At 52.2% G+C, this 23,985-nt stretch carries 24 protein-coding genes; 2 read left to right on the top strand and 22 right to left on the bottom strand.

The annotated features are described in order from the left end of the window. Nucleotides 1-73: 73 nt before the first annotated feature. The 21 genes from I2123_RS09550 to yceD form a co-directional block, all read right to left on the bottom strand. Entirely contained in the window at nt 74-1,378 is a 1,305-nt protein-coding gene (locus I2123_RS09550; RefSeq protein ID WP_112167342.1) for an NAD(P)/FAD-dependent oxidoreductase, read from the bottom strand. Between the two features lie 310 nt (nt 1,379-1,688). Next, nucleotides 1,689-2,231 (bottom strand): alpha/beta hydrolase YcfP, encoded by a 543-nt coding sequence (gene ycfP / locus I2123_RS09545; RefSeq protein ID WP_112167339.1) that lies wholly within the window; start codon nt 2,229-2,231, stop codon nt 1,689-1,691. A gap of 51 nt (nt 2,232-2,282) precedes the next feature. Beyond that, complete coding sequence (gene nagZ / locus I2123_RS09540) at nt 2,283-3,323, bottom strand: beta-N-acetylhexosaminidase (protein WP_244879916.1); 1,041 nt, start codon at nt 3,321-3,323, stop codon at nt 2,283-2,285. Nucleotides 3,324-3,372: 49 nt separating this feature from the next. After that, nucleotides 3,373-4,176: a phosphotransferase gene (locus I2123_RS09535; RefSeq protein WP_244879915.1), complete on the bottom strand. Its 804-nt coding sequence runs from the start codon at nt 4,174-4,176 to the stop codon at nt 3,373-3,375. 19 nt (nt 4,177-4,195) lie between these two features. Then, nucleotides 4,196-4,792, bottom strand: a complete 597-nt coding sequence (gene lpoB, locus I2123_RS09530) for a penicillin-binding protein activator LpoB (protein WP_213052293.1) — start codon at nt 4,790-4,792, stop codon at nt 4,196-4,198. Nucleotides 4,793-4,813: 21 nt separating this feature from the next. Beyond that, nucleotides 4,814-5,182 carry a YcfL family putative periplasmic lipoprotein gene (locus I2123_RS09525; protein ID WP_112167330.1) on the bottom strand — a complete coding sequence of 123 codons (369 nt, stop codon included), beginning with the start codon at nt 5,180-5,182 and terminating at the stop codon, nt 4,814-4,816. 9 nt (nt 5,183-5,191) lie between these two features. Beyond that, complete coding sequence (gene hinT / locus I2123_RS09520; RefSeq protein ID WP_112167327.1) at nt 5,192-5,545, bottom strand: purine nucleoside phosphoramidase; 354 nt, start codon at nt 5,543-5,545, stop codon at nt 5,192-5,194. Between the two features lie 188 nt (nt 5,546-5,733). Beyond that, nucleotides 5,734-7,167: a PTS glucose transporter subunit IIBC gene (ptsG, locus tag I2123_RS09515; RefSeq protein WP_213052292.1), complete on the bottom strand. Its 1,434-nt coding sequence runs from the start codon at nt 7,165-7,167 to the stop codon at nt 5,734-5,736. Nucleotides 7,168-7,504: 337 nt separating this feature from the next. After that, nucleotides 7,505-8,299: a metal-dependent hydrolase gene (locus tag I2123_RS09510; RefSeq protein WP_112167320.1), complete on the bottom strand. Its 795-nt coding sequence runs from the start codon at nt 8,297-8,299 to the stop codon at nt 7,505-7,507. A gap of 31 nt (nt 8,300-8,330) precedes the next feature. Continuing rightward, nucleotides 8,331-9,350, bottom strand: a complete 1,020-nt coding sequence (holB, locus tag I2123_RS09505; protein WP_213052291.1) for a DNA polymerase III subunit delta' — start codon at nt 9,348-9,350, stop codon at nt 8,331-8,333. Continuing rightward, on the bottom strand, nt 9,347-10,003 hold the full coding sequence (tmk, locus tag I2123_RS09500) for a dTMP kinase (protein WP_112167316.1): 657 nt from the start codon (nt 10,001-10,003) through the stop codon (nt 9,347-9,349). The genes holB and tmk overlap by 4 nt, the downstream gene beginning before the upstream one ends. Next, nucleotides 9,993-11,018: an endolytic transglycosylase MltG gene (gene mltG, locus I2123_RS09495; RefSeq protein WP_213052290.1), complete on the bottom strand. Its 1,026-nt coding sequence runs from the start codon at nt 11,016-11,018 to the stop codon at nt 9,993-9,995. Before mltG ends, tmk begins: the two co-directional genes overlap by 11 nt. A 14-nt stretch (nt 11,019-11,032) precedes the next feature. Further along, nucleotides 11,033-11,830, bottom strand: a complete 798-nt coding sequence (pabC, locus tag I2123_RS09490; protein ID WP_213052289.1) for an aminodeoxychorismate lyase — start codon at nt 11,828-11,830, stop codon at nt 11,033-11,035. 211 nt (nt 11,831-12,041) lie between these two features. After that, nucleotides 12,042-13,283, bottom strand: a complete 1,242-nt coding sequence (fabF, locus tag I2123_RS09485; protein ID WP_213052288.1) for a beta-ketoacyl-ACP synthase II — start codon at nt 13,281-13,283, stop codon at nt 12,042-12,044. Between the two features lie 101 nt (nt 13,284-13,384). Further along, nucleotides 13,385-13,621 carry an acyl carrier protein gene (gene acpP, locus I2123_RS09480; protein WP_015690190.1) on the bottom strand — a complete coding sequence of 79 codons (237 nt, stop codon included), beginning with the start codon at nt 13,619-13,621 and terminating at the stop codon, nt 13,385-13,387. Between the two features lie 153 nt (nt 13,622-13,774). Continuing rightward, nucleotides 13,775-14,509: a 3-oxoacyl-ACP reductase FabG gene (gene fabG / locus I2123_RS09475; RefSeq protein ID WP_013576245.1), complete on the bottom strand. Its 735-nt coding sequence runs from the start codon at nt 14,507-14,509 to the stop codon at nt 13,775-13,777. Nucleotides 14,510-14,520: 11 nt separating this feature from the next. Then, on the bottom strand, nt 14,521-15,450 hold the full coding sequence (fabD, locus tag I2123_RS09470) for an ACP S-malonyltransferase (protein ID WP_112167308.1): 930 nt from the start codon (nt 15,448-15,450) through the stop codon (nt 14,521-14,523). Nucleotides 15,451-15,468: 18 nt separating this feature from the next. Next, nucleotides 15,469-16,422 carry a beta-ketoacyl-ACP synthase III gene (locus tag I2123_RS09465; protein WP_112167305.1) on the bottom strand — a complete coding sequence of 318 codons (954 nt, stop codon included), beginning with the start codon at nt 16,420-16,422 and terminating at the stop codon, nt 15,469-15,471. Nucleotides 16,423-16,428: 6 nt separating this feature from the next. Next, complete coding sequence (gene plsX / locus I2123_RS09460; RefSeq protein WP_112167303.1) at nt 16,429-17,463, bottom strand: phosphate acyltransferase PlsX; 1,035 nt, start codon at nt 17,461-17,463, stop codon at nt 16,429-16,431. A 48-nt stretch (nt 17,464-17,511) separates the two neighbouring features. Beyond that, nucleotides 17,512-17,679, bottom strand: a complete 168-nt coding sequence (rpmF, locus tag I2123_RS09455; RefSeq protein ID WP_013576249.1) for a 50S ribosomal protein L32 — start codon at nt 17,677-17,679, stop codon at nt 17,512-17,514. Between the two features lie 12 nt (nt 17,680-17,691). Then, the gene (gene yceD / locus I2123_RS09450; protein WP_112167301.1) at nt 17,692-18,216 is read right to left on the bottom strand and encodes a 23S rRNA accumulation protein YceD; all 525 of its coding nucleotides are present in this window, start codon (nt 18,214-18,216) and stop codon (nt 17,692-17,694) included. A gap of 141 nt (nt 18,217-18,357) precedes the next feature. On the opposite strand from yceD, the gene I2123_RS09445 reads away from it, so the two are divergent. Then, nucleotides 18,358-18,951: a Maf family protein gene (locus tag I2123_RS09445; protein ID WP_213052287.1), complete on the top strand. Its 594-nt coding sequence runs from the start codon at nt 18,358-18,360 to the stop codon at nt 18,949-18,951. Nucleotides 18,952-19,019: 68 nt separating this feature from the next. On the opposite strand, the gene rluC is transcribed toward I2123_RS09445, so the two are convergent. After that, the gene (gene rluC, locus I2123_RS09440; protein WP_112167298.1) at nt 19,020-19,982 is read right to left on the bottom strand and encodes a 23S rRNA pseudouridine(955/2504/2580) synthase RluC; all 963 of its coding nucleotides are present in this window, start codon (nt 19,980-19,982) and stop codon (nt 19,020-19,022) included. Between the two features lie 589 nt (nt 19,983-20,571). Here rluC and rne point away from each other — a divergent pair. Then, nucleotides 20,572-23,898 carry a ribonuclease E gene (gene rne / locus I2123_RS09435; RefSeq protein ID WP_213052286.1) on the top strand — a complete coding sequence of 1,109 codons (3,327 nt, stop codon included), beginning with the start codon at nt 20,572-20,574 and terminating at the stop codon, nt 23,896-23,898. The last annotated feature ends 87 nt before the right edge of the window (nt 23,899-23,985 follow it).

Below are 23,985 nucleotides of genomic sequence, written 5' to 3'. Positions count from 1 at the left end.
TAAACAGGCTGTTAGAATAGAAACGACGTTGAAACCATTCAGCCGACAGAGAAAAAAAGTCGGCCAGTTCGCATCAGTGCAGCTTCAGGCGCGGGCGGATCACGCGGTTGATTCCGCCAACCAGCATCATCAGGCCGGTTTTAGTGTAGCCATGCAACGCAATCTGATGCATGCGGTACAGGGAAACGTAAACCAGTCGCGCCAGGCGCCCTTCTACCATCATCGAACCGCGCATCAGGTTACCCATCAGGCTGCCGACGGTGCTGAAACGGGACAAAGAAACCAGTGAACCGTGATCTTTATACACGTATGGTTTCAGACTCTGCCCTTTGCGCTGCGCCATGATATTTGCGAAGCAGCGTGACGCCATCTGGTGCGCGGACTGCGCGCGTGGCGGTACGAAACCACCGGACGGCTGCGGGCAGGATGCACAGTCTCCAATCGCGTAAATGTTTGGATCGCGCGTGGTTTGCAGCGTCGGTTCAACCACCAGCTGATTGATACGGTTAGTTTCCAGACCGGCAATCTCTTTCATGAAGTCGGGCGCTTTGATACCCGCTGCCCAGACCATCAGATCCGCATCAATGAATTCGCCGGATTTGGTGTTAAGACCGTTTTTATCAGCACTGGTCACCATGGTTTGCGTCAGAACGCGCACGCCGAGCTTGGTCAGTTCCTGATGGGCGGCCGCAGAAATACGCGGCGGCAGCGCAGGCAGAATACGTTCACCGGCTTCCACCAGCGTGACGTTCAGCGCTTCGCTGTCCAGCCCTTCAAAACCGTAGCTGTGCAGCTGTTTCACCGCGTTGTGCAGTTCAGCAGACAGCTCAACGCCGGTAGCGCCGCCGCCGACAATCGCGATGTTCACTTTTTTCTGTTTATCCGCGCTGGCGGAGAATTTGAGGAACAAATTCAGCATTTCGTTATGGAAACGGTGCGCCTGATGCGGGTTATCGAGGAAGATACAGTGATCTTTTACGCCCGGCGTTCCGAAATCATTGGAGGTACTGCCCAGCGCCATAACCAGCTGGTCATAGGCAATATCGCGCACCGGCACCAGCATTTCGCCGTTTTCATCACGAATTTCAGCCAGTTTGATGGTCTGATTTTCACGATCAATATCGGTCAGGGAACCGATCTGGAAAGTGAAGCCGTGGTTGCGGGCATGCGCCAGATAGCTCAGCGCATCCACGCCGTCATCCAGGCTGCCGGTCGCCACTTCGTGCAACAGTGGTTTCCATAAATGGCTGTGATTACGGTCGACCAGAATGATCTCCGCTTTCTTTTTACGGCCAAGCTTATGCCCGAGGCTGGTTGCCAGCTCCAGTCCGCCTGCGCCGCCGCCAATTATCACAATTTTCTTGATTGGTGATGTCAAAATGACCCCCTAAATGTGAACCAATTGTTATATAAGAGTTAAAAAATAATCCTTATATTACATAGGGTTGCTTAAGTTAAATCGGTATCTGAGAGGGAGGATATCATGCGTGGTGATTTGGTCATACCAAAATTGATGCAGGTCAATTTAAATTGATTTGTCTGATTTCAGTTAATGATTTGGCATAGATTTTGACGATTTTAAATCAGCAAGTTAGCGACAACGCAGTGATAAAAGTGAACCACTGATGAATCTCAGCCATAAAAAAACCACTGCGCAAGGCAGTGGTTTTGGTCTTCGGCAGTTTCTGTCAGACGATGTTTTTGAAGGCTTTAATGCGCTGCAAATGCGTCGAAATATCCTTGAATTTATGGCTCTGCTTTTCGTCCCATTCAACAGGATAATAATGATGCAGCTTCTCAGCGGTTTTACTGCTGTCCAGTACGCCATCTTCACGGGATAAAATCACCAGACAGCGGTCACGATTTTTCTCACGGAAATCACTGATGCATTTGGTGGCGATATCTTCGTACTCTTCAGGACGATCGATTTTTCCAGCCATATTGTCCTGCGGCGACAAATTCGGATTGAACATTACCTGACGAATGCCGCACAGGAAACCGATGCGCTCGGCCCAGAAACCGCCGAGGCCCACGCCGCAAATCAGCGGATGCGGATCGCTGGTTTCTTGCAGGACTTTATCGACTTCTTTCAGCAAGTGCTGCATGTCGTGGCGCGGATGTAGCGTGCTGTAACTGATAAAGCGCACGTCCGGGTCAATAAACTGTAACTGCAATACTTTCTCGTGGTTACCGGGACTGGTTGAATCGAAACCATGCAAATAGATAATCATCGTTTACCTCATCCTGAATCTGCGAGACACCCTCATACGGTTCGAAAACCGTTACCGGGCAGCCTGTTTGTGTTCCTGCCAGCGGGCATCCAGCGCCGTTAAATCACGGTTTGCCTGCTGCCAGCGGGTTGAATTGAGCAGGTCCTGACGGGCCTCTTTTCCCGTGTAGCGTCCGCGATGATACAGCTGCGCAACACGCTCTGCGTTGACCGGAGACAGGTTATCCAGCACGCTGACCGCGCCTTCACGATGGTTACACACCAGAATCATGTCGCATCCGGCATCCAGTGAAGCCTGACCGCGCTCGGCGTAACTGCCCATGATCGCCGCGCCCTCCATCGATAAATCGTCTGAGAAAATCACACCGTCAAAGCCCAGCTCTTTGCGAAGAATTTGTTGCAACCAGTAAGGCGAGCCGCTTGCCGGACGCGGATCGACCTGCGTGTAAATAACGTGCGCAGGCATGACAGCATCGAGCAACTTACGCTCATTGAGCTGGCGGAAAATGGCCATATCGTGCTCGCGGATAACCTCCAGCGGGCGATCGTCACGCGGCGTCTCTTTGTGGGAATCCGCACTGACCGCGCCGTGACCCGGAAAATGTTTACCGGTGGTTTTCATCCCCGCCGCATGCATGCCGCGAATGTAGTGTTCGGCCATCTCCAGCGCTTTTTGCGGTTCGGCGTGGAATGAACGCTCGCCGATAGCTGCGCTGACATGGCCGATATCCAGCACCGGCGCGAAGCTGATGTCGATATCCATTGCGATCATTTCAGAGGCCATCAGCCAGCCGCTTTCCTGCGCCAGCCGCCCCGCTTCGTGCGGTTCATTCAGTGCCGCAAAAGACTGTGCGGCAGGCAGACGGGTAAACCCGTCGCGAAAACGCTGCACACGTCCACCTTCCTGATCGACGGCCAGCACCAGCCTGTCGTGTGATGCCGCACGGATCTGACGGATCAGCTCATGCAACTGCTCTACGTCATGATAGTTACGGGTGAACAAAATCAGTCCGCCCACCAGCGGGTGTTGCAAAATCTCACGTTCTTCGGCATCCAGCTCATAGCCAGCCACATCCAGCATTACAGGTCCCAACAAGATGAGCACTCCTTTTCAATCAGTTCAGCATTCAGTTAAGATTTCGCTATGGTCGCAGCGGTTGCGCCCATTCACAATATTTTAGCTCGCCGGTTTGCTGCCAGCGCACTTCAAACCACATCAGCATCAGGTAGTCGACCCAGCGTAACCAGCGGTTTACCTGCTGCTGTAAAAGGACGAGATCACGGTAACCGCCCGCATCGACGTAGCGCTGCACCAGCGCATGCTGCTGCACTGCATTCCAGCCATTACTGCGAACCATCGCCGCCAGTTCCAGCGCGATATCGCCATCCGCTGCATATTCCCAGTCAATCAGACGCAGGCCGTGCGGCGTTTCCAGCACATTACCGGCGTGAATATCCATGTGCACCAGCGACAATCGCAGCGGCGCAGGCGGCCTGCAACGCATCATTTTTTTATGCAGGCGCAACCAGGCCGGCGTCAGACGACGGCGGTCAATGTGCTGCCAGTAATGTGCGAACTGCTGCTGCAAATCCAGCCGGTAACCTGTAAGCGGCAGGTGATGCAATTTTACTAAAGACTGCGTCAGCACATCCTGAGCCGCACCTGCAAAGGCATCCACCGCCAGCGGCGCGCCGTCAAGCCAGTCGACTAAGAGCCACGGCGATGAATAAAGTCTGACACAGGGGCCAAGATTATGCCGCGCGATATGCCGCAAAATCGAATGCTCGCGTCGCCGGTCAGCCCCCGAAATCTGTCGGTCAGGTGAGTGAAAACGCGCCAGCATTTCGCCGGAAGACATGCTGACTCTCCAGCTCTCGCCGGTCAGCCCGGCAACCGGCGACAAATGAAAACCGGCGGTTTTCACCGCCGGATAATGTTGCTCAATCAGTTGCGCAAGCTGAGAATTAATTCTGAACGGCACCGCGACCTGACCAGACAATTTCGCCGCTCGGTGCGGTAATAAGACGCATCGACATCGTCGGCGCTTTCACATCGCCGCTCACCGTGCTGTAAAGGACGTATTGCGCTTTGACGATGTTCGCCAGACCGATGGCTTTGCTGACGGACGCCAGGCTGTCGTCAGGCGATAATCCCAAAGACTGTTTGGCAGAAGCCACCTGTTCGGCAGGGACAACCTGGAAAGTGGTGTTGTTGGCCAGCGCGTTGCGTAATGCATCCGTCGCTTTGGCGGTTTGCAGCGAACCGTTGGTGCTGTTTTTCACGCTATCCACCAGCAGAACGCTGCCGGACTGCACGCCTTCAGCCTTGAGCATTTTTGTCAGCAGCGGCGAAACGGTCGCAGTCCAGTCAATATTGGCAAATTTCGGCGGCTGAGGAACAGGCTGAACCGGTGGTTGCTCCGGCACTGGCGGATTCACCGGCGGCAGCGGCTCTTGCGGCTGCTGTGGTTGTTCCGGCTGTTGTGGCTGCTGCTGGTTTGGTAGCGTACAACCACCGAGGATCAGTGCGGCCATTGCCACAATGAGGAAATACTTTTTCATCAACCTGCTCCGTTATGGAAATTAGAGATAAAGGTAAAGGCGCACACTGTACGCATCAAGATTGCCATTCAGCGAGTTGATTTCCACGCTGCTGTTGGCAGGCACGATGACCGTGCGCGCATCGGCGACGGGCAGTAAATCCAGCCCCTGTTTGTCATACCAGAAGAAACGATAATGCAGCGTCACAGCATGCGGCTGGTTGTTATTGAGCGTGCTGGTGGCTTGTTTTTGTCCACCGGTTTCACCCACGGCGGGGGAACTGGGAATGATTCCCGCGGTAAGAACAGGCGATTCCATCACAATCCTTTGCTGATTATTGAGCGCAATGCCCGGACGACTGCTGCATCCCATCAACAAAAGCACTGGCAATAATGCCATCAAAAATCGCATATTTTATCCTTACTGGCGCGACAGCAATGGGCCAAGCGCATGACCACCGACAAGGTGCATGTGTATATGATAAACCTCCTGTCCGCCGTCACGGTTGCAGTTAACAATCAGACGGTAGCCGCTTTCGGCGATCCCTTCCTGTTCTGCGATTTTCGCCGCTACCGTCATCATGCGGCCGAGCGCAGCTTCGTGCGTGGCATCCACATCATTCATGGTGGGGATCAGAACGTTGGGAATAATCAGGATATGGCTGGGTGCCTGAGGAGAAATATCGCGAAATGCGGTGACGAGCTCGTCCTGATAAACCACATCTGCCGGAATTTCACGGCGTATGATTTTGCTGAAAATTGTCTCTTCGGCCATCTTAACTGTCCTTAACATAGTAAAAAGCGATGTACGCAGTATGGGTTAGAATTTCCATTCCTTTCAACCTGATTACGCTTTTAGCTGCTTAATTGCCGCAGAAAGCGCCAGCGAGTGCGTAATGGCAAATCGCAGGCATGAAAAAAGGAGGCCGAAGCCTCCTCTCTCAGAACTCATACTGCTCAGCATTAATGGCTGCGCATGTACTCGTCCATATCTGTTTTCAGGTTATCCGACTTGGTGCCGAAAATTGCCTGAACACCAGAACCTGCCACAACCACACCGGCTGCACCCAGTTTTTTCAGGCCAGCCTGATCAACTTTAGAGATATCAGCCACGCTGACACGCAGACGGGTGATACAGGCATCCAGGTTAGTGATGTTGTCTTTACCGCCGAAAGCCTGAACCAGAGATGCAGACATTTCTGAACCGCCCTGAGTTGTCGTTTCGCTCGTAGAGTCTTCACGACCCGGCGTTTTCAGATCCAGTTTGGCAATCAGGAAACGGAAGATGCTGTAGTAAACCACTGCATATACCGCACCCACCAGAGGGAACAGCCAGATACGGCTGCTGTTGCCACTCAGCACGATGAAGTCGATCAGACCGTGTGAGAAGCTGGTGCCATCACGCATACCCAACAGGATACAAATTGGGAACGCCAGACCTGCCAGAATTGCGTGGATCACGTACAGGATCGGCGCAACGAACATGAAGGAGAATTCGATTGGCTCGGTGATACCGGTCAGGAACGCGGTCAGCGCAGCGGAGATCATGATGCCGCCGACTTTGGCACGGTTCTCAGGTTTCGCTGAATGCCAGATAGCGACTGCAGCAGCTGGCAGACCGTACATTTTGAACAGGAAGCCACCTGACAGTTTACCCGCAGTCGGGTCACCGGCCATATAACGTGGGATGTCGCCGTGGAAGACCTGACCTGCGGAGTTCACGTATTCACCGATTTGCATCTGGAATGGAACGTTCCAGATATGATGCAGGCCAAACGGTACCAGCGCACGTTCAACCACACCGTAGATACCGAATGCCACAACCGGGTTCTGGTAAGCAGCCCATTGGGAGAAGGTTTGGATTGCGCTGCCGATTGGAGGCCAGATGAAGGACAGAACCACACCCAGGATGATAGCGGCCATACCGGAGATGATTGGCACAAAGCGTTTACCGGCGAAGAAGCCCAGATATTCTGGCAACTTGATACGGTAGAAACGGTTGAACATGTATGCCGCAATCGCACCCGAGATAATACCGCCGAGTACGCCGGTATCCGCCAGATGGCTGGCTGCGATTTCTTCAGCCGGCAAATGCAGAACCAGAGGTGCTACAACTGCCATGGTTTTCACCATGATGCCGTAAGCCACAACTGCCGCCAGTGCAGAAACACCGTCGTTGTTGGTAAAGCCTAATGCAACGCCGATAGCGAAGATCAAAGGCATGTTAGCGAAGACTGAACCACCGGCTTCGGCCATAACATGAGAAACGATCAGTGGCAGCCAGCTAAAGTTTGCGGAACCGACGCCAAGCAGGATACCTGCGATTGGCAATACGGAAACGGGCAACATTAGCGATTTACCGACCTTCTGAAGGTTTGCAAACGCGTTCTTAAACATAATTGAGTGTGCTCCTGAGTAATGATGCTTTTTGATACTTCATGCGGTTCGTCTGATAACTGACCGCTTTGTAAAACGCTCGTGGAGCCTTTTACAGTCGGGTGTCTGAGCACCCCTTTTAATTTTTACGCAGGGTAAAATAATTCCCATTGTTAATGTTTGATGGCAGTCACGTTTTTCTGAAAAATGCTGAAAAACTGGATTAAAAACCGTCACTTTGCAGCGTTAAATCCGAATGAGGCTCTCCTGACAACCGAAAAACGGTGCCAAGATACCTCATTCAGATGATTAATTACGAGGTGAAAAATAAATCCAGCGAATATGACTAAGCTACAGCCTAGATCAAGGAGGATGTGTCGACGTGAAATAATTGTGAAAAGTTTGCGGTAGTGGCTTCTGCGAGCTGTTCAACGCTGACGCCTTTAAGTACCGCCATATAATCGGCCACGTCGCGCACGTAAGCAGGCTGATTCTCTTTCCCACGGTGAGGGACCGGTGCCAGATACGGCGAATCAGTTTCCACCAACAGGCGGTCAAGCGGTACATAGCGCGCCACTTCGCGTAATGCTTCAGCGTTTCGGAAAGTCACAATGCCGGAGAAAGAAATGTAGAAACCGAGATCCAAAAGGAACTCAGCGGTGGGCAGATCTTCGGTAAAACAATGCAGAACGCCACCGCACTCCCCTGCATTTTCCTCTTTGAGGATATCCAGCGTATCCTGGCGCGCATCGCGGGTATGCACGATCACCGGTTTATTGAGCGCGCGGCCAATGCGGATGTGCTCGCGGAACGAATCCTGTTGCAACTTCAGCTGGTGCGCTTCTTTCTGATAGAAGTAATCCAGACCGGTTTCCCCCATCGCCACAACCTTCGGACTGGCTGCCAGACGGCGCAGTTCGGCAAATTCATAACCATCGTCAATGTTCAGCGGATGAACGCCGCAGGAAAACGCCACGTCCGGGCGATCGCCAATCAGTTGCGTCATCGCCTCATAGCCCGGCAACGTGGTTGCCACCGCCAACATAAATTTCACGTCACGCTCGCGCGCCTTTTCCAGCACGTTATCCACGCCTGAATGAAGTTCGTTGTAATCCAGGCTGTCGAGGTGACAGTGGGAATCGACTAAAAACATAGTAGTTAACTCATTACGATTAAAGTGGGGTTCAGCGCATCATGCCTGAGCTGAAGTGGGAAGGAGACACGGCGCCCTGCAGCATTTGTTCCCATTCCAGCAGCTGTTCGGTGAGCAGCAGTTCGCGGTTCACACCCACGATAGAAAGCAACTGCTGACGACACTGCATCCAGGCCGATACCGACTGTTGCAGCGAGGCGTTGGGCTGCGCACTGGCCAGCAACGCGATAAGCGGCTGCTGATCATGATTGAGAATAAACTGCGCCGCGTGTTGCTGCCATTTGATGGCATCAAGCAGCAGCGAGGCCAGCCAGTAGATGCGGTCAGCGGCATCGTCATGGTTTAGCTGCGTCAGCAGCGACAACATATCCTGCTGCTGACACTGGATGTAAAGCTGCTGGCAAAGCGCCACGCGCTGTTTCCAGCGTTCCGGCTGCAACAGCTCTAGCGCAGAAAGCGGTGCACCGTTGGTCAGGCGTAATGCGGTTTTAACTGAAACCGGATCGGTGTTCATCTGGCGGTTGATCCACTGCACCGATAATGCTTCTTCAGGCACCGGCAGATGCCAGTAGAAACAGCGGCTGCGGATGGTCGCCAGTAAAGACGAAGGTTCCCGACAGCCCAGCAGGAAATAGGTCCCCGCGGGCGGTTCTTCCAGCGTTTTGAGTAAGGCATTGGCGGCGGCTTCCGTCAGCAATTCGGTCTGCGGGATCCACACCACTTTCGCCCCACCCTGCTGCGAATAGTTGTACAACGTTTCAATCAGCTGACGCACAGGGTCGATGCCCAGTGAGTTTTTACCTTTTTCCGGCTGCAACACGTGCCAGTCAGGGTGGTTTCCGGCAATCATCAGCTGGCAGCTGTGGCATTTGCCGCAGCTCTTTTCGCCGTCTTTATGCTGACACAGTAACCAGCGGCTCAGACCGTAAACCAGCGCTTCATCACCCATGCCCGCAGCAACGTGCATCAGCACAGCGTGATGTCCGCGACCGGCCTGATATTGTCCGATCAGTTGGCGATAGGGGGCACTCAGCCACGGATACCAGCTCATAACGCGTGGCCTTGTGCAGCGACCTGCTGCTGATCGAACCAGTTTTTCAATGTCTGTTCGATGGACGCGGTCACCTGCTCAATGGTTTGCGACGCATCGATGGTTTTGATGCGGCTGTCTTCGGCGGCCAGTTCCAGATAGCGGGCACGCGTACGTTCGAAGAACGGCAGAGCTTCCTGCTCGATACGATCCAGCTCACCGCGCGCACGGGCGCGTTGCAGACCAATTGCCGGCGGCAGGTCGAGATACAACGTCAGATCCGGGCGGAAGTCGCCAAGCACGGTGTCGCGCAGCGAACTCATAAGTTTGGCGTCAATACCGCGACCGCCGCCCTGATAGGCTTGCGAAGAGAGATCGTGACGATCGCCAACCACCCAGGCACCGCGCGCCAGCGCAGGCAGGATCACGGTTTCCACCAGTTGAACGCGCGCGGCGTACAGCATCAGCACTTCCGCTTTGACGGTCGGTTTTTCACCTTCCACGCCGCGCTTAAATAAATCCCGCAGCTTTTCTGCCAGCGGCGTACCGCCTGGCTCACGGGTGAAAATGATTTCTTCGACGCCATGCTGGCGCAATGCATTCACAACCACTTCATGAGCGGTCGTTTTGCCCGCCCCTTCAAGGCCTTCAATTACAATGAAGTTACTTTTCATTCTTATTCTTCAGAGCCTCTAAATACACGCGAACCGCCTTGTTATGATTCTCAAGGTTAGTGCTGAAAGTATGCCCGCCTTTGCCGTCAGCGACAAAATAAAGATAAGCCGTTTTTGCGGGATGCGCCGCAGCCTCAAGCGAAGCTTCACTTGGCATCGCGATTGGCGACGGTGGCAGACCGGATATCACGTAGGTATTGTACGGCGTTGGCGTCTCAAGGTCTTTCTTGCGGATATTGCCGGTGTAGCTATCACCCATCCCATAAATGACCGTTGGATCGGTTTGCAGACGCATACCAATTCTCAACCGGTTAATGAAAACGGAAGCCACTTCTGCACGTTCGCCTTTAACCGCGGTTTCTTTTTCAATGATCGACGCCATGGTCATCATATCGGCCGGGGTCTTGTACGGCAGAGAATCTGCTCGCCCTTTCCAGATATCGGCAACGGTTTTTTCCATCCGCACGTGAGCACGTTTTAGCAGCGATAAATCCGTCATGCCGGCGGTGTAATGATAAGTATCAGGATACAGCCAGCCTTCCGCATTTTTGGTATCGGTCATGCCCAGCGCTGCTGCGATCTCTTCGCCGCTCTTACCTTTTAGCTCGTGTTTGATGAATTCCGAGCTATCGAGTACTTTCATCCAGTCACTCAGTTTGAATCCTTCCACGAAGCGGATGCTGAACTGCGCCTCTTTGCCACTTTTCAGCAGCGCGAGCATCTGGCGGATCGTCATACCTTTCTCAAAGCGATAGGTGCCCGCTTTGAACTCACTTAATTCTGGTTCAAGACGCAAGAGCCACGGAAACCACGGGTTAGGTTTCATGAGCTTTTTATCGATCAGTAACGTTTCCAGCACCACACGGCCTGTGCCTGCTGGCAGGGTAAAGATGGTTTCACTGCTGACGTTAATCGGCCGGTCAGCAAACTGTTTCACTTTGTGATAGGCAAACGCCACTGCCCCGAGCAGGATCAGGACTATCAGGGCGAAGATTTTGGTCTTTTTGTTTGTCATTTTTTGTTCACTTATTAACAGCTATGGCGCAGAAAATCGTACAAATGACGCGAGGAGTAATGGCGCTTATCTACTTGCGTCACCGGTAATAATGGCATTAATGCATTACAAATCAGGACCTCATCGGCATCGGTCAGCGTCCCGGGTGCTTCGCTGACGATATCTACCGTCCATTCAGTGCTGGCATCCAGTTCGCGGATTAGGTGCTGACGCATAATGCCGTCAACGCCGGACTGCGATAAATCCGGGGTATAAACGCGGGTTCCCTTGCGCCAGAATAAATTGGCCGCACAGCATTCCACCAGGCAACCGGAGGTGTCAACCACCAGCGCTTCATTGGCGTCCGTCTGGTCAAGATGCATGCGGATCATGACCTGTTCAAGCCGGTTAAGATGCTTGATACCCGCCAGCAGCGGATTTTTGCTCAGTGCTACCGGGCTTGAGCCCAGCCTCACGCCCTGCTTACGCCACTGATGATAATGCGCGGGATAATCTGACACAGTGACGATGCGCGTTGGCAGAGTGCAACCTGCGGCGCTGTAGCCACGTCCACCCTGCCCGCGGGTGAGAATCACTTTGACCACGCCTTCTTCGCGTCCGGCAGCTGCCAGAATCATTTCAGCTTCCAGCGCCTGCCAGTCTGCATTGCCAATCATGAGGACGCTGGCAGCGCGTTGCAGCCGGGAGATGTGCTGCGGCAAAAACTGAATATTGCCGTCAATCACCCGCGCGGTGGTAAAACATCCGTCGCCGAATTGCACAGCGCGGTCGCCTGCCAGCAATGTCTTCGTTGCCACACCGTTAATCCACATGGTTATACCCTCCGGGCGCACTATTCTGACAGCAGAGCCTGCGTGAGCAGACATAACGCAACAAGTGGAGCATTCCTACTTTATCGCACGAAAACGCTCAACGGGCCTGAACACGCATTCTGTTGAGCTGGCGTTTGAGACGTCAGCGCTTTTATGCAGACAGCAAAAAGGCCCGATCAACGGGCCTTTCATTTCAGCATCACTGACTGACTCAGACTTTACGGAACACCAGAGAACCGTTGGTGCCACCGAATCCGAACGAGTTACACAGTGTGTACTCCATCCCTTTGACCTGCCGCGCTTCGTGAGCCACGAAATCGAGATCGCAACCTTCATCTGGATTGTCCAGATTGATGGTTGGTGGAACTGCCTGATCACGCAAAGAGAGAACGGTGAAGATAGATTCCACTGCGCCCGCTGCACCTAACAGGTGGCCAGTCATCGACTTAGTGGAACTCACCAGAACTTTGTGCGCATCCGCACCAAAGACTGACTTCACAGCCTGTGCTTCGGCTTTATCGCCCGCTGCGGTAGATGTACCGTGTGCGTTGATATAACCAATCGCAGAAGCAGAGATGCCAGCATCGTTTAATGCGTTTTTCATCGCCAGAGCGGCACCGGCCCCGTCTTCAGGCGGCGAAGTCATGTGGTACGCATCGCTGCTCATCCCAAAACCGACGAGCTCAGCATAAATCTTTGCACCACGTTTGCGGGCGTGTTCGTACTCTTCCAGCACCATGATACCGGCGCCGTCACCAAGAACGAATCCGTCTCTCTCTTTATCCCATGGACGGCTCGCCGCCTGTGGATTGTCATTACGCGTTGATAACGCGCGGGCCGCGCCAAAACCACCGACACCCAGCGGGGTACTGGCTTTTTCTGCGCCGCCTGCCAGCATCACGTCTGCGTCATTATACGCAATGATACGTGCCGCATGGCCAATGTTGTGTACGCCAGAAGTACAGGCTGTTGCAATAGAAATACTCGGTCCACGTAATCCAAACATAATGCTCAAATGACCGGCAATCATGTTTACGATAGTTGATGGAACGAAGAAAGGACTAATTCTGCGCGGTCCGCCGTTAACCAATGAGGTGTGGTTTTCTTCTATCAGACCAAGCCCGCCGATGCCGGAACCGATCGCCGCACCAATGCGTGTCGCGTTCTCAGCGTTCACTTCAAGCCCTGAGTCTCGCATGGCTTGAATACCGGCAGTAATACCATACTGAATAAAGGCATCCATCTTGCGGGCATCTTTGCGCGAGATGAATTCTTCACAGTGAAAATCTTTTACTAAGCCAGCAAACCGTGTTGCATAGGCGCTAGTATCAAAATGGTCGATCAGGCTAATGCCACTCTGACCGGCAAGGAGAGCGTTCCAAGTGGACTCTACAGTATTGCCGACAGGAGAAAGCATGCCCAGTCCAGTCACTACAACTCGACGCTTAGACACGGGTGTCCTCCAGGGAGGGAAAAAAGTAGTAATACCGTGGGCTAAAAAAAACTTAGGCGGTCAAATGACCGCCTAACTATCTAAACTTAAAGCATGTACGCTTACTGTTGGCTAGCGTTGATAAAATCAATTGCTGCCTGAACAGTAGTGATTTTTTCAGCTTCTTCGTCAGGGATCTCGGTATCAAACTCTTCTTCCAGAGCCATAACCAGCTCAACGGTGTCGAGAGAATCAGCGCCAAGGTCGTCTACGAAAGATGCAGCATTCACTACTTCTTCCTGTTTAACACCCAGCTGTTCAACGATGATTTTCTTAACGCGTTCTTCGATAGTGCTCATACTCTTAAATTTCCTATCAAAACTCGCTTTCGCGATGGTTTTCGTAGTGTATAAAATGTTGAAAAAGATGCAACTAAATCCAGGCTATTCAAACCACGAATTTGCTCTATTTTGCGGTTTTTACCGCAAAAAACGCAAATAGTTTCGTAATTTTTAAATCATGTACATGCCGCCATTGACATGTAATGTTTCGCCCGTGATGTAGCTGGCCTCGTCAGAGGCTAAAAAAGCAACGGCGCTGGCAATTTCTTTGGCATCGCCCAACCGGTTGGCTGGAACTGATGACAAAATGCCTGCGCGTTGATCATCTGTCAACGCCCTTGTCATATCCGTCTCAATAAAGCCGGGAGCCACGACGTTGACAGTAATGCCACGTGAAGCAACTTCACGCGCCAAAGACTTACTAAAACCAATCAAGCCAGCTTTAGCCGCCGCGTAGTTCGCCTGCCCTGCGTTACCCATGGTGCCAACAACGGAACCAATTGTAATAATCCGTCCACACCGTTTCTTCATCATAGCCCGCATGACAGCTTTTGACAGCCGAAACACCGAAGTCAGATTCGTATCCAGGATATCCTGCCACTCATCATCCTTCATACGCATGAGAAGGTTATCACGGGTGATGCCGGCATTATTAACTAAAATGTCAATTTCGCCAAATTCAGCTCGAATCGTCGCCAATACTTGCTCAATAGATGCAGAATCAACCACATTGAGCATGATCCCTTTGCCATTTTCGCCTAAATATTCGCCGATCGCTTCCGCGCCTTTCTCGCTGGTCGCGGTGCCGATCACTTTCGCGCCGCCAGCAACCAGTTTTTCTGCGATAGCGCGGCCAATACCACGGCTGGCACCGGTAACCAGTGCAATTTTGCCTTCGAAGCTCATATTATCCTCTTTTATTGCTCAAGCGCCGCTGCCAGACTCGCCGTGTCATTCACTGCGGCAGCTGTCAGGGTGTCAACAATACGTTTAGTCAGACCAGTCAGTACTTTGCCCGGCCCTACTTCTAATAACTGCTCTACACCCTGTGCGGCCATGAATTCGACAGACTCAGTCCAGCGTACCGGGCTGTATAACTGACGAACCAACGCGCTGCGGATGGCTTCCGGCGAGGATTCTACTTTAACATCAACGTTGTTTACCACAGAGAACTGCGGCGCACTGAAGGTGATGTTTTCAAGCGCAACGGCCATTTTGTCTGCCGCTGGCTTCATTAAAGCACAGTGGGAAGGCACGCTGACAGGTAACGGTAACGCACGTTTTGCACCCGCAGCCTTACAGGCAGCGCCGGCGCGCTCAACGGCTTCTTTGTTGCCCGCAATTACCACCTGACCCGGTGAATTGAAATTCACCGGAGAAACAACCTGACCCTGCGCGGACTCTTCACACGCTTTGGCGATCGCGTCGTTATCCAGACCGATGATGGCATACATAGCACCTGTTCCTGCAGGGACTGCTTCCTGCATCAGTTTGCCACGCAGTTCAACCAGCGAAATTGCCTGTTTGAAATCCAGCACACCGGCACAGACCAGCGCAGAATATTCACCCAGGCTGTGGCCTGCCATCAGAACAGGCTGAGTGCCTTTCTGCTGCTGCCAGACGCGCCAGATAGCCACGGAGGCCGCCAGCAACGCAGGCTGTGTCTGCCAGGTTTTATTCAGTTCTTCAGCAGGCCCTTCTTGCACCAGCTGCCATAAATCGTACCCCAGCACCGAAGAAGCCTCGGCAAATGTTTCTTCAACAACCGGATGCGCAGCGGCTAAATCAGCCAGCATACCAAGCGTCTGAGAACCCTGACCAGGGAAAACAACTGCAATTTTTGTCATTTTTATGATCCTGTTAAATCAAAAACGTACCAGCGCCGAGCCCCAGGTAAAGCCACCGCCAAATGCTTCGAGCAATACTAATTGCCCGCGCTGAATTCTGCCATCACGCACTGCTTCGTCAAATGCCGCAGGCACCGAGGCCGCAGAGGTATTACCATGACGATCCAGCGTGACCACGACTTTTTCCATCCCCATGCCCAGCTTTTTCGCCGTGGCACTGATGATGCGCAGGTTCGCCTGATGCGGAACCAGCCAGTCAAGTTCGGAACGATCGAGATTATTCGCCGTCAGCGTTTCATCAACAATGTGCGCCAGTTCAGTCACTGCGACTTTGAAGACTTCGTTACCGGCCATAGTAACGTAGGCAGGTTTTTCCGGCTCAGTCTGGCTTGGATACGGTAACGTCAGCAAATTGCCATAATGGCCGTCTGCGTGCATGTGAGTGGAAATAATGCCCTGCTCTTCGGATGCGCCAAGCAAAACTGCACCCGCGCCATCGCCAAAGAGGATCACCGTACCGCGATCCTGAGGATCTAGTTTACGGGAAAGCACATCAGAACCGATCACCAGTGCATGTTTTACTGCACCGTTCTTGATGTATTGATCCGCCACGCTCAGCGCATAGGTAAACCCTGCGCAAGCAGCGGCCAGATCGAACGCTGCGCAATCCTTGATACCCAGCATATTCTGCAACTGGCAGGCTGAACTCGGGAAAGCATGTGAAGATGAGGTTGTTGCAACAATGATTAAACCTACGTCGCTTGCGCTGACGCCGGCCATTTCAAGTGCTTTTTCTGCTGCGTGCAGGCCCATTGTGGCCACAGTCTCATCCGGAGCAGCGATACGACGTTCACGAATACCTGTGCGGGTGACAATCCACTCGTCGGAGGTATCCACCATTTTTTCTAAGTCGGCATTAGACCGAACTTGCACGGGCAAATAGCTCCCCGTACCGAGAATCTTTGTATACATGTACGATCAGTCACTCTTGGGTAATACAGCTTCAAGGCGCGCGGCGATCCGCTGAGGGACCTGCCGCTGCACCGCCTGCACGGCCTGTTCGATAGCAACAGCAAACGCACGCTGATTTGCTCCACCGTGGCTTTTAATAACGATGCCGCGTAATCCTAACAAACATGCGCCATTATACTGGTCGGGGTTGAGATGGCTAAAACGCTTTAGCAATTTCTTCTGTAAAATCCGACCCAACCACTTCAACCACCAGGCCTTCTTGCCACCCTCTCCAGAGGATTTTAACAGTGACAAAAACATCCTTATTACACCTTCCATGGTTTTAAGCGTAACATTTCCGACGAAACCATCACACACCATCACATCGGTCTTGCCAGTCAGAAGGTCATTGCCTTCAAGATAGCCGATATAGTTGATAGCCGTGGTTTTTTTTAAAATAGCTGCGGCTTCGCGGATGTTATCGAGCCCTTTGCTTTCTTCTTCACCGATGTTCAGTAAGGCGACGCGAGGGTGAGTAATCCCCACCACCTGCTCCGCCATAACTGCACCCATCACGGCAAACTGAACCAGCATCGTGCTGTCACACTCAACATTCGCCCCCAGATCAAGCACCACCGTTTTACTACGCTGCTGATTGGGCAATACGCTCATCAGCGCCGGGCGCTCAATACCCTCTAAGGGTTTAACAACCAGCTTCGCTAATCCCATCAACGCGCCGGTATTTCCCGCGCTAACGCACGCCTGTGCATCACCACTTTTAATCAGTTCCAGCGCCACACGCATTGAGCTTCCTTTACTGGCGCGTATAGCTTGCGACGCTCGCATGTCGTTGGCTATAACGGACTCAGCAGGAATTATCCGGATTCGTTCTAACAAAGAAGGATCGGTTTTGGCTAAAAAAGGTGTGATGGCGTCGGGGATTCCGACCAAAAGAAGGTCTAATTCAGAATTAGAGATAAGTGCCTGCAATGAAGCAGGCACTGTGACGGATGGACCGAAGTCCCCGCCCATTACATCTAACGCGAGGGTTAGACGAGTCAAGGTATCGCCTTGCTAGCACTTATCACGTGAATAAGTAGCTGGCAAATATCAGCCGATAACCTTGCGACCGCGGTAGAAACCGTCGGCAGTGATGTGGTGACGCAGGTGAGTTTCACCAGAAGTCTTGTCCACAGACAGAGTGGAAGTGGTCAGAGCATCGTGTGAACGACGCATGCCACGTTTAGAACGGGTTGGTTTATTCTGTTGTACGGCCATGGACCTTACTCCTTAATTACTTTTCTTTAAACTCGCTAATACGGCAAATGGATTTGGTTTCTCCACCTCTGCAGGCAGTTTACCGAATACCATGTCCGCGTCGGACACTTCACAGTGTTCAGATTCATGTACCGGAACGACAGGCAGTGAAAGAATGATTTCGTCTTCAATCATCGCCAGCAGATCAACTTCGCCAAACTCATCGACTTCGATCGGCTCGTACGCTTCCGGTAATGCTTCAGCCTGTTCATCATTGCGGACAGGACTAAAACAATATGTTGCGTGAACCTGGTGCTCAAACGTCTTACCACATCTCTGGCATTCCAGAGTCACAGTAACATCAGACTGACCATTAATAACGGCCAGACGCAGATTGTCGATATCAAACGACAAAGAAGTTTGGACATCAGAATCAACGCTCACCACTGATGCCGCTAATCGTGTCACCTGACCAGGCGAATAGATACCGGAGTAGTCTAAACGCTTTTGGGCTGTACGAATCGCATCAACGGCTAAGGGTAATTTTACTTTTTGCATAGGGCGCGCATATTAACTTTGTAACGACATAGAGTCAAAGAAAAAGGCCTCAAAACCGCACCTTTCACCAATATTCGCTTCCACAGCGGCCAACAGTTTAAAATGTACGATTGAATAACGCTACGCTTTGTGAAAAAAATTATGACAACACTTCCTGCAAAACTGCTTTTGGCCTCTACGTCAGTCTACAGAAAGGCGCTGCTTGATAAGACCGGCCTCGCGTTTACCTGTGCTGCACCCGACATTGATGAAACGCCGCTGGAGGCTGAGAAACCAGAGGTTCTGGTGCAGCGACTGGCACAATCTAAAGCCTTCGCACTGAGCAACTCACACCCCGAACATCTGATTATCGGGTCTGATCAGGTTTGCGTCATCGACGGCCACATCACTGGTAAACCCTATACATTCGAAAATGCTTTTCGTCAGCTGCGCGCTGCCAGCGGTAAAACCGTGACCTTTTATACCGGCCTCAGTCTGTTCGACGCGCGAACTTCACAAGCGCAGACATTGTGCGAAACCTTTGATGTCACGTTCAGGGCATTAACCGATGAGGAAATTTCCGGTTATCTGCACCGTGAGCAACCCTACGACTGCGCAGGCAGTTTCAAATGTGAAGGGTTAGGGATTACTTTATTTGATAGCCTGACCGGTCGTGACCCAAACACCTTGATTGGTTTACCGCTGATTGCGCTTTTGGGCATGCTGCGCGGGCATAATGTTAATCCGCTGCTTTAGTCAGACGCACAAAAAAAGGGCGCAATGTATGCGCCCTTTTCGCTCTAAAAATGGCTATAAGCATTCACTTATCGGGACGCGCTTTTTCCACGCAATACCTTGAGGCAGTTACGCAGTTTGGCGTCCATCGGAGCCTCAATGCGCATCGTCTCGCCGGTACTCGGATGCTCAAAACGCAGTGCTGCCGCGTGCAGGAACAGACGGTTCAGGCCGGTTCCAGACAATTTGGCATCGAATTCGCGCTCACCGTAGCGATCATCAAATGCGATTGGATGCCCCGCGTGCAACGCATGAACGCGGATCTGATGCGTTCTGCCGGTCACCGGACTGGCCTTCACCAGCGTGGCAAACTCGTAGCGCTCTTCAATTTTGAATCGCGTTTCAGAAGGCTTACCTTCAGCATTCACACGAACAATCCGTTCGCCGCTTTGCAAAATATTTTTCAGCAAAGGTGCCTGTACGACTTTGCAATGGGAAGGCCATTCGCCCTGAACCAGTGCCAGATAGTCTTTCTGCATACTCTTGATACGCAACTGCTCATGTAATGAACGCAGCGCAGACCGCTTTTTGGCAACCAGCAGAACACCGGAAGTATCCCGATCCAGGCGGTGAACCAGCTCAAGGAAACGGGCTTCCGGGCGCAATGCCCGTAATCCTTCGATAACGCCAAAGCTCAGCCCGCTGCCGCCGTGTACCGCAGTACCGGAGGGCTTATTGAGGATCAGCAAATGATCGTCTTCATAAAGGATGCAATCTGTGAGTGCCGCAACTTTATCGAGTTTGGCCGAAACAGGCGCTTCATCTTTTTCCGCGATTCTCACCGGCGGAACACGAACGACATCCCCGTCTAATAATTTGTATTCTGGCTTAATACGTTTTTTATTAACCCTGACTTCACCCTTACGCACGATGCGATAAATCATGCTTTTCGGCACGCCTTTTAGGATTTTTAGCAAGAAGTTGTCAATACGCTGACCGGCTTCATCTTCAGAAATGGGGATTAATTGTACAGCTGGATTCTCAGTTTTCATGGCTCGGGATTCTAAATATCAGGCACGATTCGCGCCACAGATTTTTATGTGCTTAACTCATAGCTTACCAGCAACTACCGTGGAAAACCTGCAAGAAAACCAGATAAAAAGCACGAGCAATGTGCATTACCTCGCAGATGAATAAGATTCTTGGTCATAACGGGAAAAGTCACCTTGCTATCACAGTGCCTGCAATGGAATAATGAAGTCACTTTCCGCGTTGTTTCTCTTAAGTTAGGGAAAACGCAGGAATTATAGATTTGCCTGATCGCACAAAAACGCAGCAATGGCGTAAGACGTAATGTGAAATCAAGCAATTAGCGGGCTGCGGGTTGCAGCTTGGCCGGCAAACGGAATGAGATCTGTAAACTTAAATTCAGAAGCTATTCCCCTAATAAAAGTGCTGCTTTCACAACGCTGGTGTCTTTAATACAGCAAAAGCAGACTTACCGAAATAATGCGCCCCTATGCAAGCGACAGCCGTGAGGTTGACGATTTGCGAGAAGACTCGGGGCCAACGGTTTATCCGGTCATGACGTCATTTTGCCCGCAGCTCTGTCAATAATGGAAAAATAACGAGTAAGTTAAGATGAAAAGAATGTTGATTAACGCAACTCAGCAAGAAGAGTTGCGCGTTGCCCTTGTAGATGGACAGCGTCTGTATGATTTGGATATTGAAAGTCCGGGCCATGAGCAGAAAAAAGCGAATATTTACAAAGGTAAAATCACCCGCATTGAACCTAGTCTGGAAGCGGCATTCGTAGATTACGGCGCAGAACGACACGGTTTCCTTCCTCTGAAAGAAATTTCCCGCGAATATTTCCCTAGCAATTATTCCTCACATGGCCGCCCGAACATCAAAGATGTTTTGCGCGAAGGTCAGGAAGTGATCGTTCAGGTTGATAAAGAAGAACGCGGAAACAAAGGCGCAGCGCTGACGACGTTTATCAGCCTAGCCGGTAGCTATCTGGTTCTGATGCCAAACAATCCACGTGCTGGGGGTATTTCCCGCCGGATTGAAGGTGATGACCGCACTGAATTAAAAGAAGCGTTATCTTCTCTGCAATTGCCTGATGGCATGGGCCTGATTGTGCGTACTGCCGGCGTCGGTAAATCCGCAGAAGCCCTGCAGTGGGACCTGACCTTCCGCCTTAAGCATTGGGATGCCATCAAGAAAGCCGCAGAAGGCCGCCCAGCACCCTTCCTGATTCATCAGGAAAGTAACGTTATCGTTCGTGCGTTTCGTGATTACCTGCGCCCGGACATCGGTGAAATCCTCATCGATAACCCAAAAGTTCTCGAACTGGCGAAAGAGCACATTGCCGCTCTGGGCCGTCCGGACTTCAGCAGCAAAATTAAGCCTTATGTTGGCGAAATACCGCTGTTTAGCCATTACCAGATTGAATCCCAGATTGAATCTGCATTCCAGCGTGAAGTGCGTCTGCCTTCCGGTGGCTCGATTGTCATCGATAGCACTGAAGCTCTGACTGCTATCGACATCAACTCCGCGCGTGCAACCCGCGGCGGCGATATCGAAGAAACCGCTTTTAATACCAACCTGGAAGCCGCAGACGAAATTGCCCGCCAGTTACGCCTGCGTGACTTGGGTGGCCTGATCGTTATTGACTTCATCGATATGACACCTGTGCGTCATCAGCGTGAAGTTGAAAACCGTCTGCGTGATGCAGTTCGTCAGGACCGTGCACGTATTCAAATCGGCCGCATCTCCCGCTTTGGTCTGCTTGAAATGTCCCGTCAACGCCTCAGCCCGTCACTGGGTGAGTCAACGCACCATATCTGCCCACGCTGCGCCGGTACCGGTACAGTGCGCGATAACGAATCGCTGTCCCTGTCGATTCTGCGTCTGATTGAAGAAGAAGCGCTGAAAGAAAACACCAAAGAAGTCCATGCGATTGTGCCAGTACCTATTGCCTCTTACCTGCTGAACGAAAAACGTGAATCGGTGAATGCCATCGAAAAACGTCAGGGTGGCGTGCGCGCAGTGATCGTACCAAACGATCAGATGCAAACTCCGCACTACCACGTTCTGCGTGTACGCAAAGGCGAAGAAATTTCTGCACTGAGCTACCTGCTTCCGCAGATTCACGAAGCCGAAATGCTGCAACCTTCTGAGGAAGTGCCGTCTGAACGCCGTCGCCCTGAGCAACCGGCCCTCGCCGCGTTTGCCCTGCAAGGCGAAGCGCCACCATCAGGCTTTGAACAAACCTCTGCTCCTGAAGAGCCAGTTCAGACACGCACCACAACAGTCAATGCACCTGCTGCGCCTGTTGCTGAGAAACCAGGGTTTGTCAGCCGTCTGTTGAGCGGTCTGAAAGGCTTGTTCGCACCGGAACCTCAGCAGGAAGTTAAACCTGTTGAAGTGCCTAAAGCTGAAACAGAAACCACTGAAGCCGCGGAAACCCGTCGCAACAACGATCGCCGCAATCAGCGTCGTCAGGGCGGACGTCGTGATCGCAATGGCGAACGCGGTGAGCGCACCGATCGTGGTAATCGTGGTGAAGGCCGTGATAACAATCGTGACAATCGTGGCGAAAGCCGTGACACTCGCGAAAATAACCGCGAACCGCGTGAAGATCAACGCCGTAACCGTCGTAATCCGGAACCGGTTGTTGCTGAAGCCCGCATCGAAGAAGTTGAAACTGTCGCCCGTGATGAGCAGCAGCAACAACCTCGCCGTGAGCGCTCCCGTCGCCGTTCTGATGACAAACGCAGAACACAGCCGGAAGAGAAAGTTCAGGATGTTGTGGTTCAGGAAATTGCCGCGCCGGTGGTCTCCGCACCTGTTGTACAAGAAGATGCCGACCAGGAAGATCGTCAGCCTGCTCAACGCCGTCAGCGTCGCCAGTTAACGCAAAAAGTACGCTTCGAATCAGAAGAAGTGGATCACGAAGCTGAAGCTGCTGCGCAATTGCTGATTACCGGTAGTCGCCCGGCTGAACGCCCTGTTGAGCCTGCCTTCACTTCCCATGAAGAAGCCGGTGCTGAAACGAATTACTCAGCAGATAACGATGACAACCAGAATGACAACGCCCGTGAAAACGGTATGCCACGTCGTTCACGTCGTTCGCCGCGTCACCTGCGCGTCAGCGGTCAACGTCGTCGTCGCTACCGCGATGAGCGTTATCCGACCCAATCACCAATGCCAATGGCTGGTGCTTTCGTTTCTCCGGAAATGGCATCTGGTAAAGTCTGGATCACCTACCCGGTTGCTCAGGCTTATGAACAGCATGTGAATGAGACCGAAGCGCCAGAAGTGCTTGCTCAGCAAGTTGAAATCGCGCTGGAAAATACTCCTGTGTTGAATGAAACGACCGAAGCTGCACCTCAGACTGTTGTGGAAACGCCGGTTAATGAACCAGCGAAAGTTGAGCCAGAAGCTGTTGTTACAGAAGTTGCGCCGCAAGAAACACCTGTAGAAGCGGCACCTGAAGTTGCTGCACAGCCTGTTGCCGATGAGCCTGTTCTGGTTGAACCAGAAACATCTGAACCGGTAGAGGAAACCCCAGTGGTTGCTGTTGCACCGAAAGCGCAAGAGCCGATTGTTGTGGAACCTGTCACTGTTATCGCTGAACCAGAAATTCAGATTCAGGCACCGGTAGCGGCTCCAGAGGCTGAAGTGAAGGCTGAACCTGTAGCACAAGTTCAACCGGTTGTGGAAGCTGCGTCAGTTGCGGAAACGGCGATCAGCACTGAAGCGGCTGCACCGCGCTTCAAACTGCATGCTACAGCACCGATGACCAAAGCACCTGCGCCAGCTTACGTGCAAGAGCCGGCTCGTCACAGCGACTGGGTTCGCCCTGAGTTTGACTTTGAGGGTAAAGGTTCTGCAGGTGGTCATGCCGCCGTCAGCACGGCTACCGCACCGGCAACAAAACCTGAAATGCCATCAGAGTAATACTCTGACAGACTGGTAACAGGTATAAAAAAACCCGCCTCGGCGGGTTTTTTATTGCCTGAAACTTCCGGCGCATAAGACAGTTAA

Source organism: Rahnella inusitata (assembly GCF_018288855.1).
GTDB classification, from domain to species: Bacteria; Pseudomonadota; Gammaproteobacteria; order Enterobacterales; family Enterobacteriaceae; genus Rahnella; species Rahnella inusitata.
Note: the sequence above shows the minus strand (reverse complement) of the source record. Positions and strands in the feature narration are given on the sequence as shown.

Bases quoted from the DNA above. Each gene is read 5' to 3' on its own strand.
- ycfP (WP_112167339.1), bottom strand. From the start codon at position 2,231: ATGATTATCTATTTGCATGGTTTCGATTCAACCAGTCCCGGTAACCAC.
- lpoB (WP_213052293.1), bottom strand. From the start codon at position 4,792: ATGAAAAAGTATTTCCTCATTGTGGCAATGGCCGCACTGATCCTCGGT.
- I2123_RS09525 (WP_112167330.1), bottom strand. From the start codon at position 5,182: ATGCGATTTTTGATGGCATTATTGCCAGTGCTTTTGTTGATGGGATGC.
- hinT (WP_112167327.1), bottom strand. From the start codon at position 5,545: ATGGCCGAAGAGACAATTTTCAGCAAAATCATACGCCGTGAAATTCCG.
- ptsG (WP_213052292.1), bottom strand. From the start codon at position 7,167: ATGTTTAAGAACGCGTTTGCAAACCTTCAGAAGGTCGGTAAATCGCTA.
- I2123_RS09510 (WP_112167320.1), bottom strand. From the start codon at position 8,299: ATGTTTTTAGTCGATTCCCACTGTCACCTCGACAGCCTGGATTACAAC.
- holB (WP_213052291.1), bottom strand. From the start codon at position 9,350: ATGAGCTGGTATCCGTGGCTGAGTGCCCCCTATCGCCAACTGATCGGA.
- tmk (WP_112167316.1), bottom strand. From the start codon at position 10,003: ATGAAAAGTAACTTCATTGTAATTGAAGGCCTTGAAGGGGCGGGCAAA.
- mltG (WP_213052290.1), bottom strand. From the start codon at position 11,018: ATGACAAACAAAAAGACCAAAATCTTCGCCCTGATAGTCCTGATCCTG.
- pabC (WP_213052289.1), bottom strand. From the start codon at position 11,830: ATGTGGATTAACGGTGTGGCAACGAAGACATTGCTGGCAGGCGACCGC.
- acpP (WP_015690190.1), bottom strand. From the start codon at position 13,621: ATGAGCACTATCGAAGAACGCGTTAAGAAAATCATCGTTGAACAGCTG.
- fabG (WP_013576245.1), bottom strand. From the start codon at position 14,509: ATGAGCTTCGAAGGCAAAATTGCACTGGTTACCGGTGCCAGCCGTGGT.
- fabD (WP_112167308.1), bottom strand. From the start codon at position 15,450: ATGACAAAAATTGCAGTTGTTTTCCCTGGTCAGGGTTCTCAGACGCTT.
- I2123_RS09465 (WP_112167305.1), bottom strand. From the start codon at position 16,422: ATGTATACAAAGATTCTCGGTACGGGGAGCTATTTGCCCGTGCAAGTT.
- rpmF (WP_013576249.1), bottom strand. From the start codon at position 17,679: ATGGCCGTACAACAGAATAAACCAACCCGTTCTAAACGTGGCATGCGT.
- yceD (WP_112167301.1), bottom strand. From the start codon at position 18,216: ATGCAAAAAGTAAAATTACCCTTAGCCGTTGATGCGATTCGTACAGCC.
- I2123_RS09445 (WP_213052287.1), top strand. From the start codon at position 18,358: ATGACAACACTTCCTGCAAAACTGCTTTTGGCCTCTACGTCAGTCTAC.
- rluC (WP_112167298.1), bottom strand. From the start codon at position 19,982: ATGAAAACTGAGAATCCAGCTGTACAATTAATCCCCATTTCTGAAGAT.
- rne (WP_213052286.1), top strand. From the start codon at position 20,572: ATGAAAAGAATGTTGATTAACGCAACTCAGCAAGAAGAGTTGCGCGTT.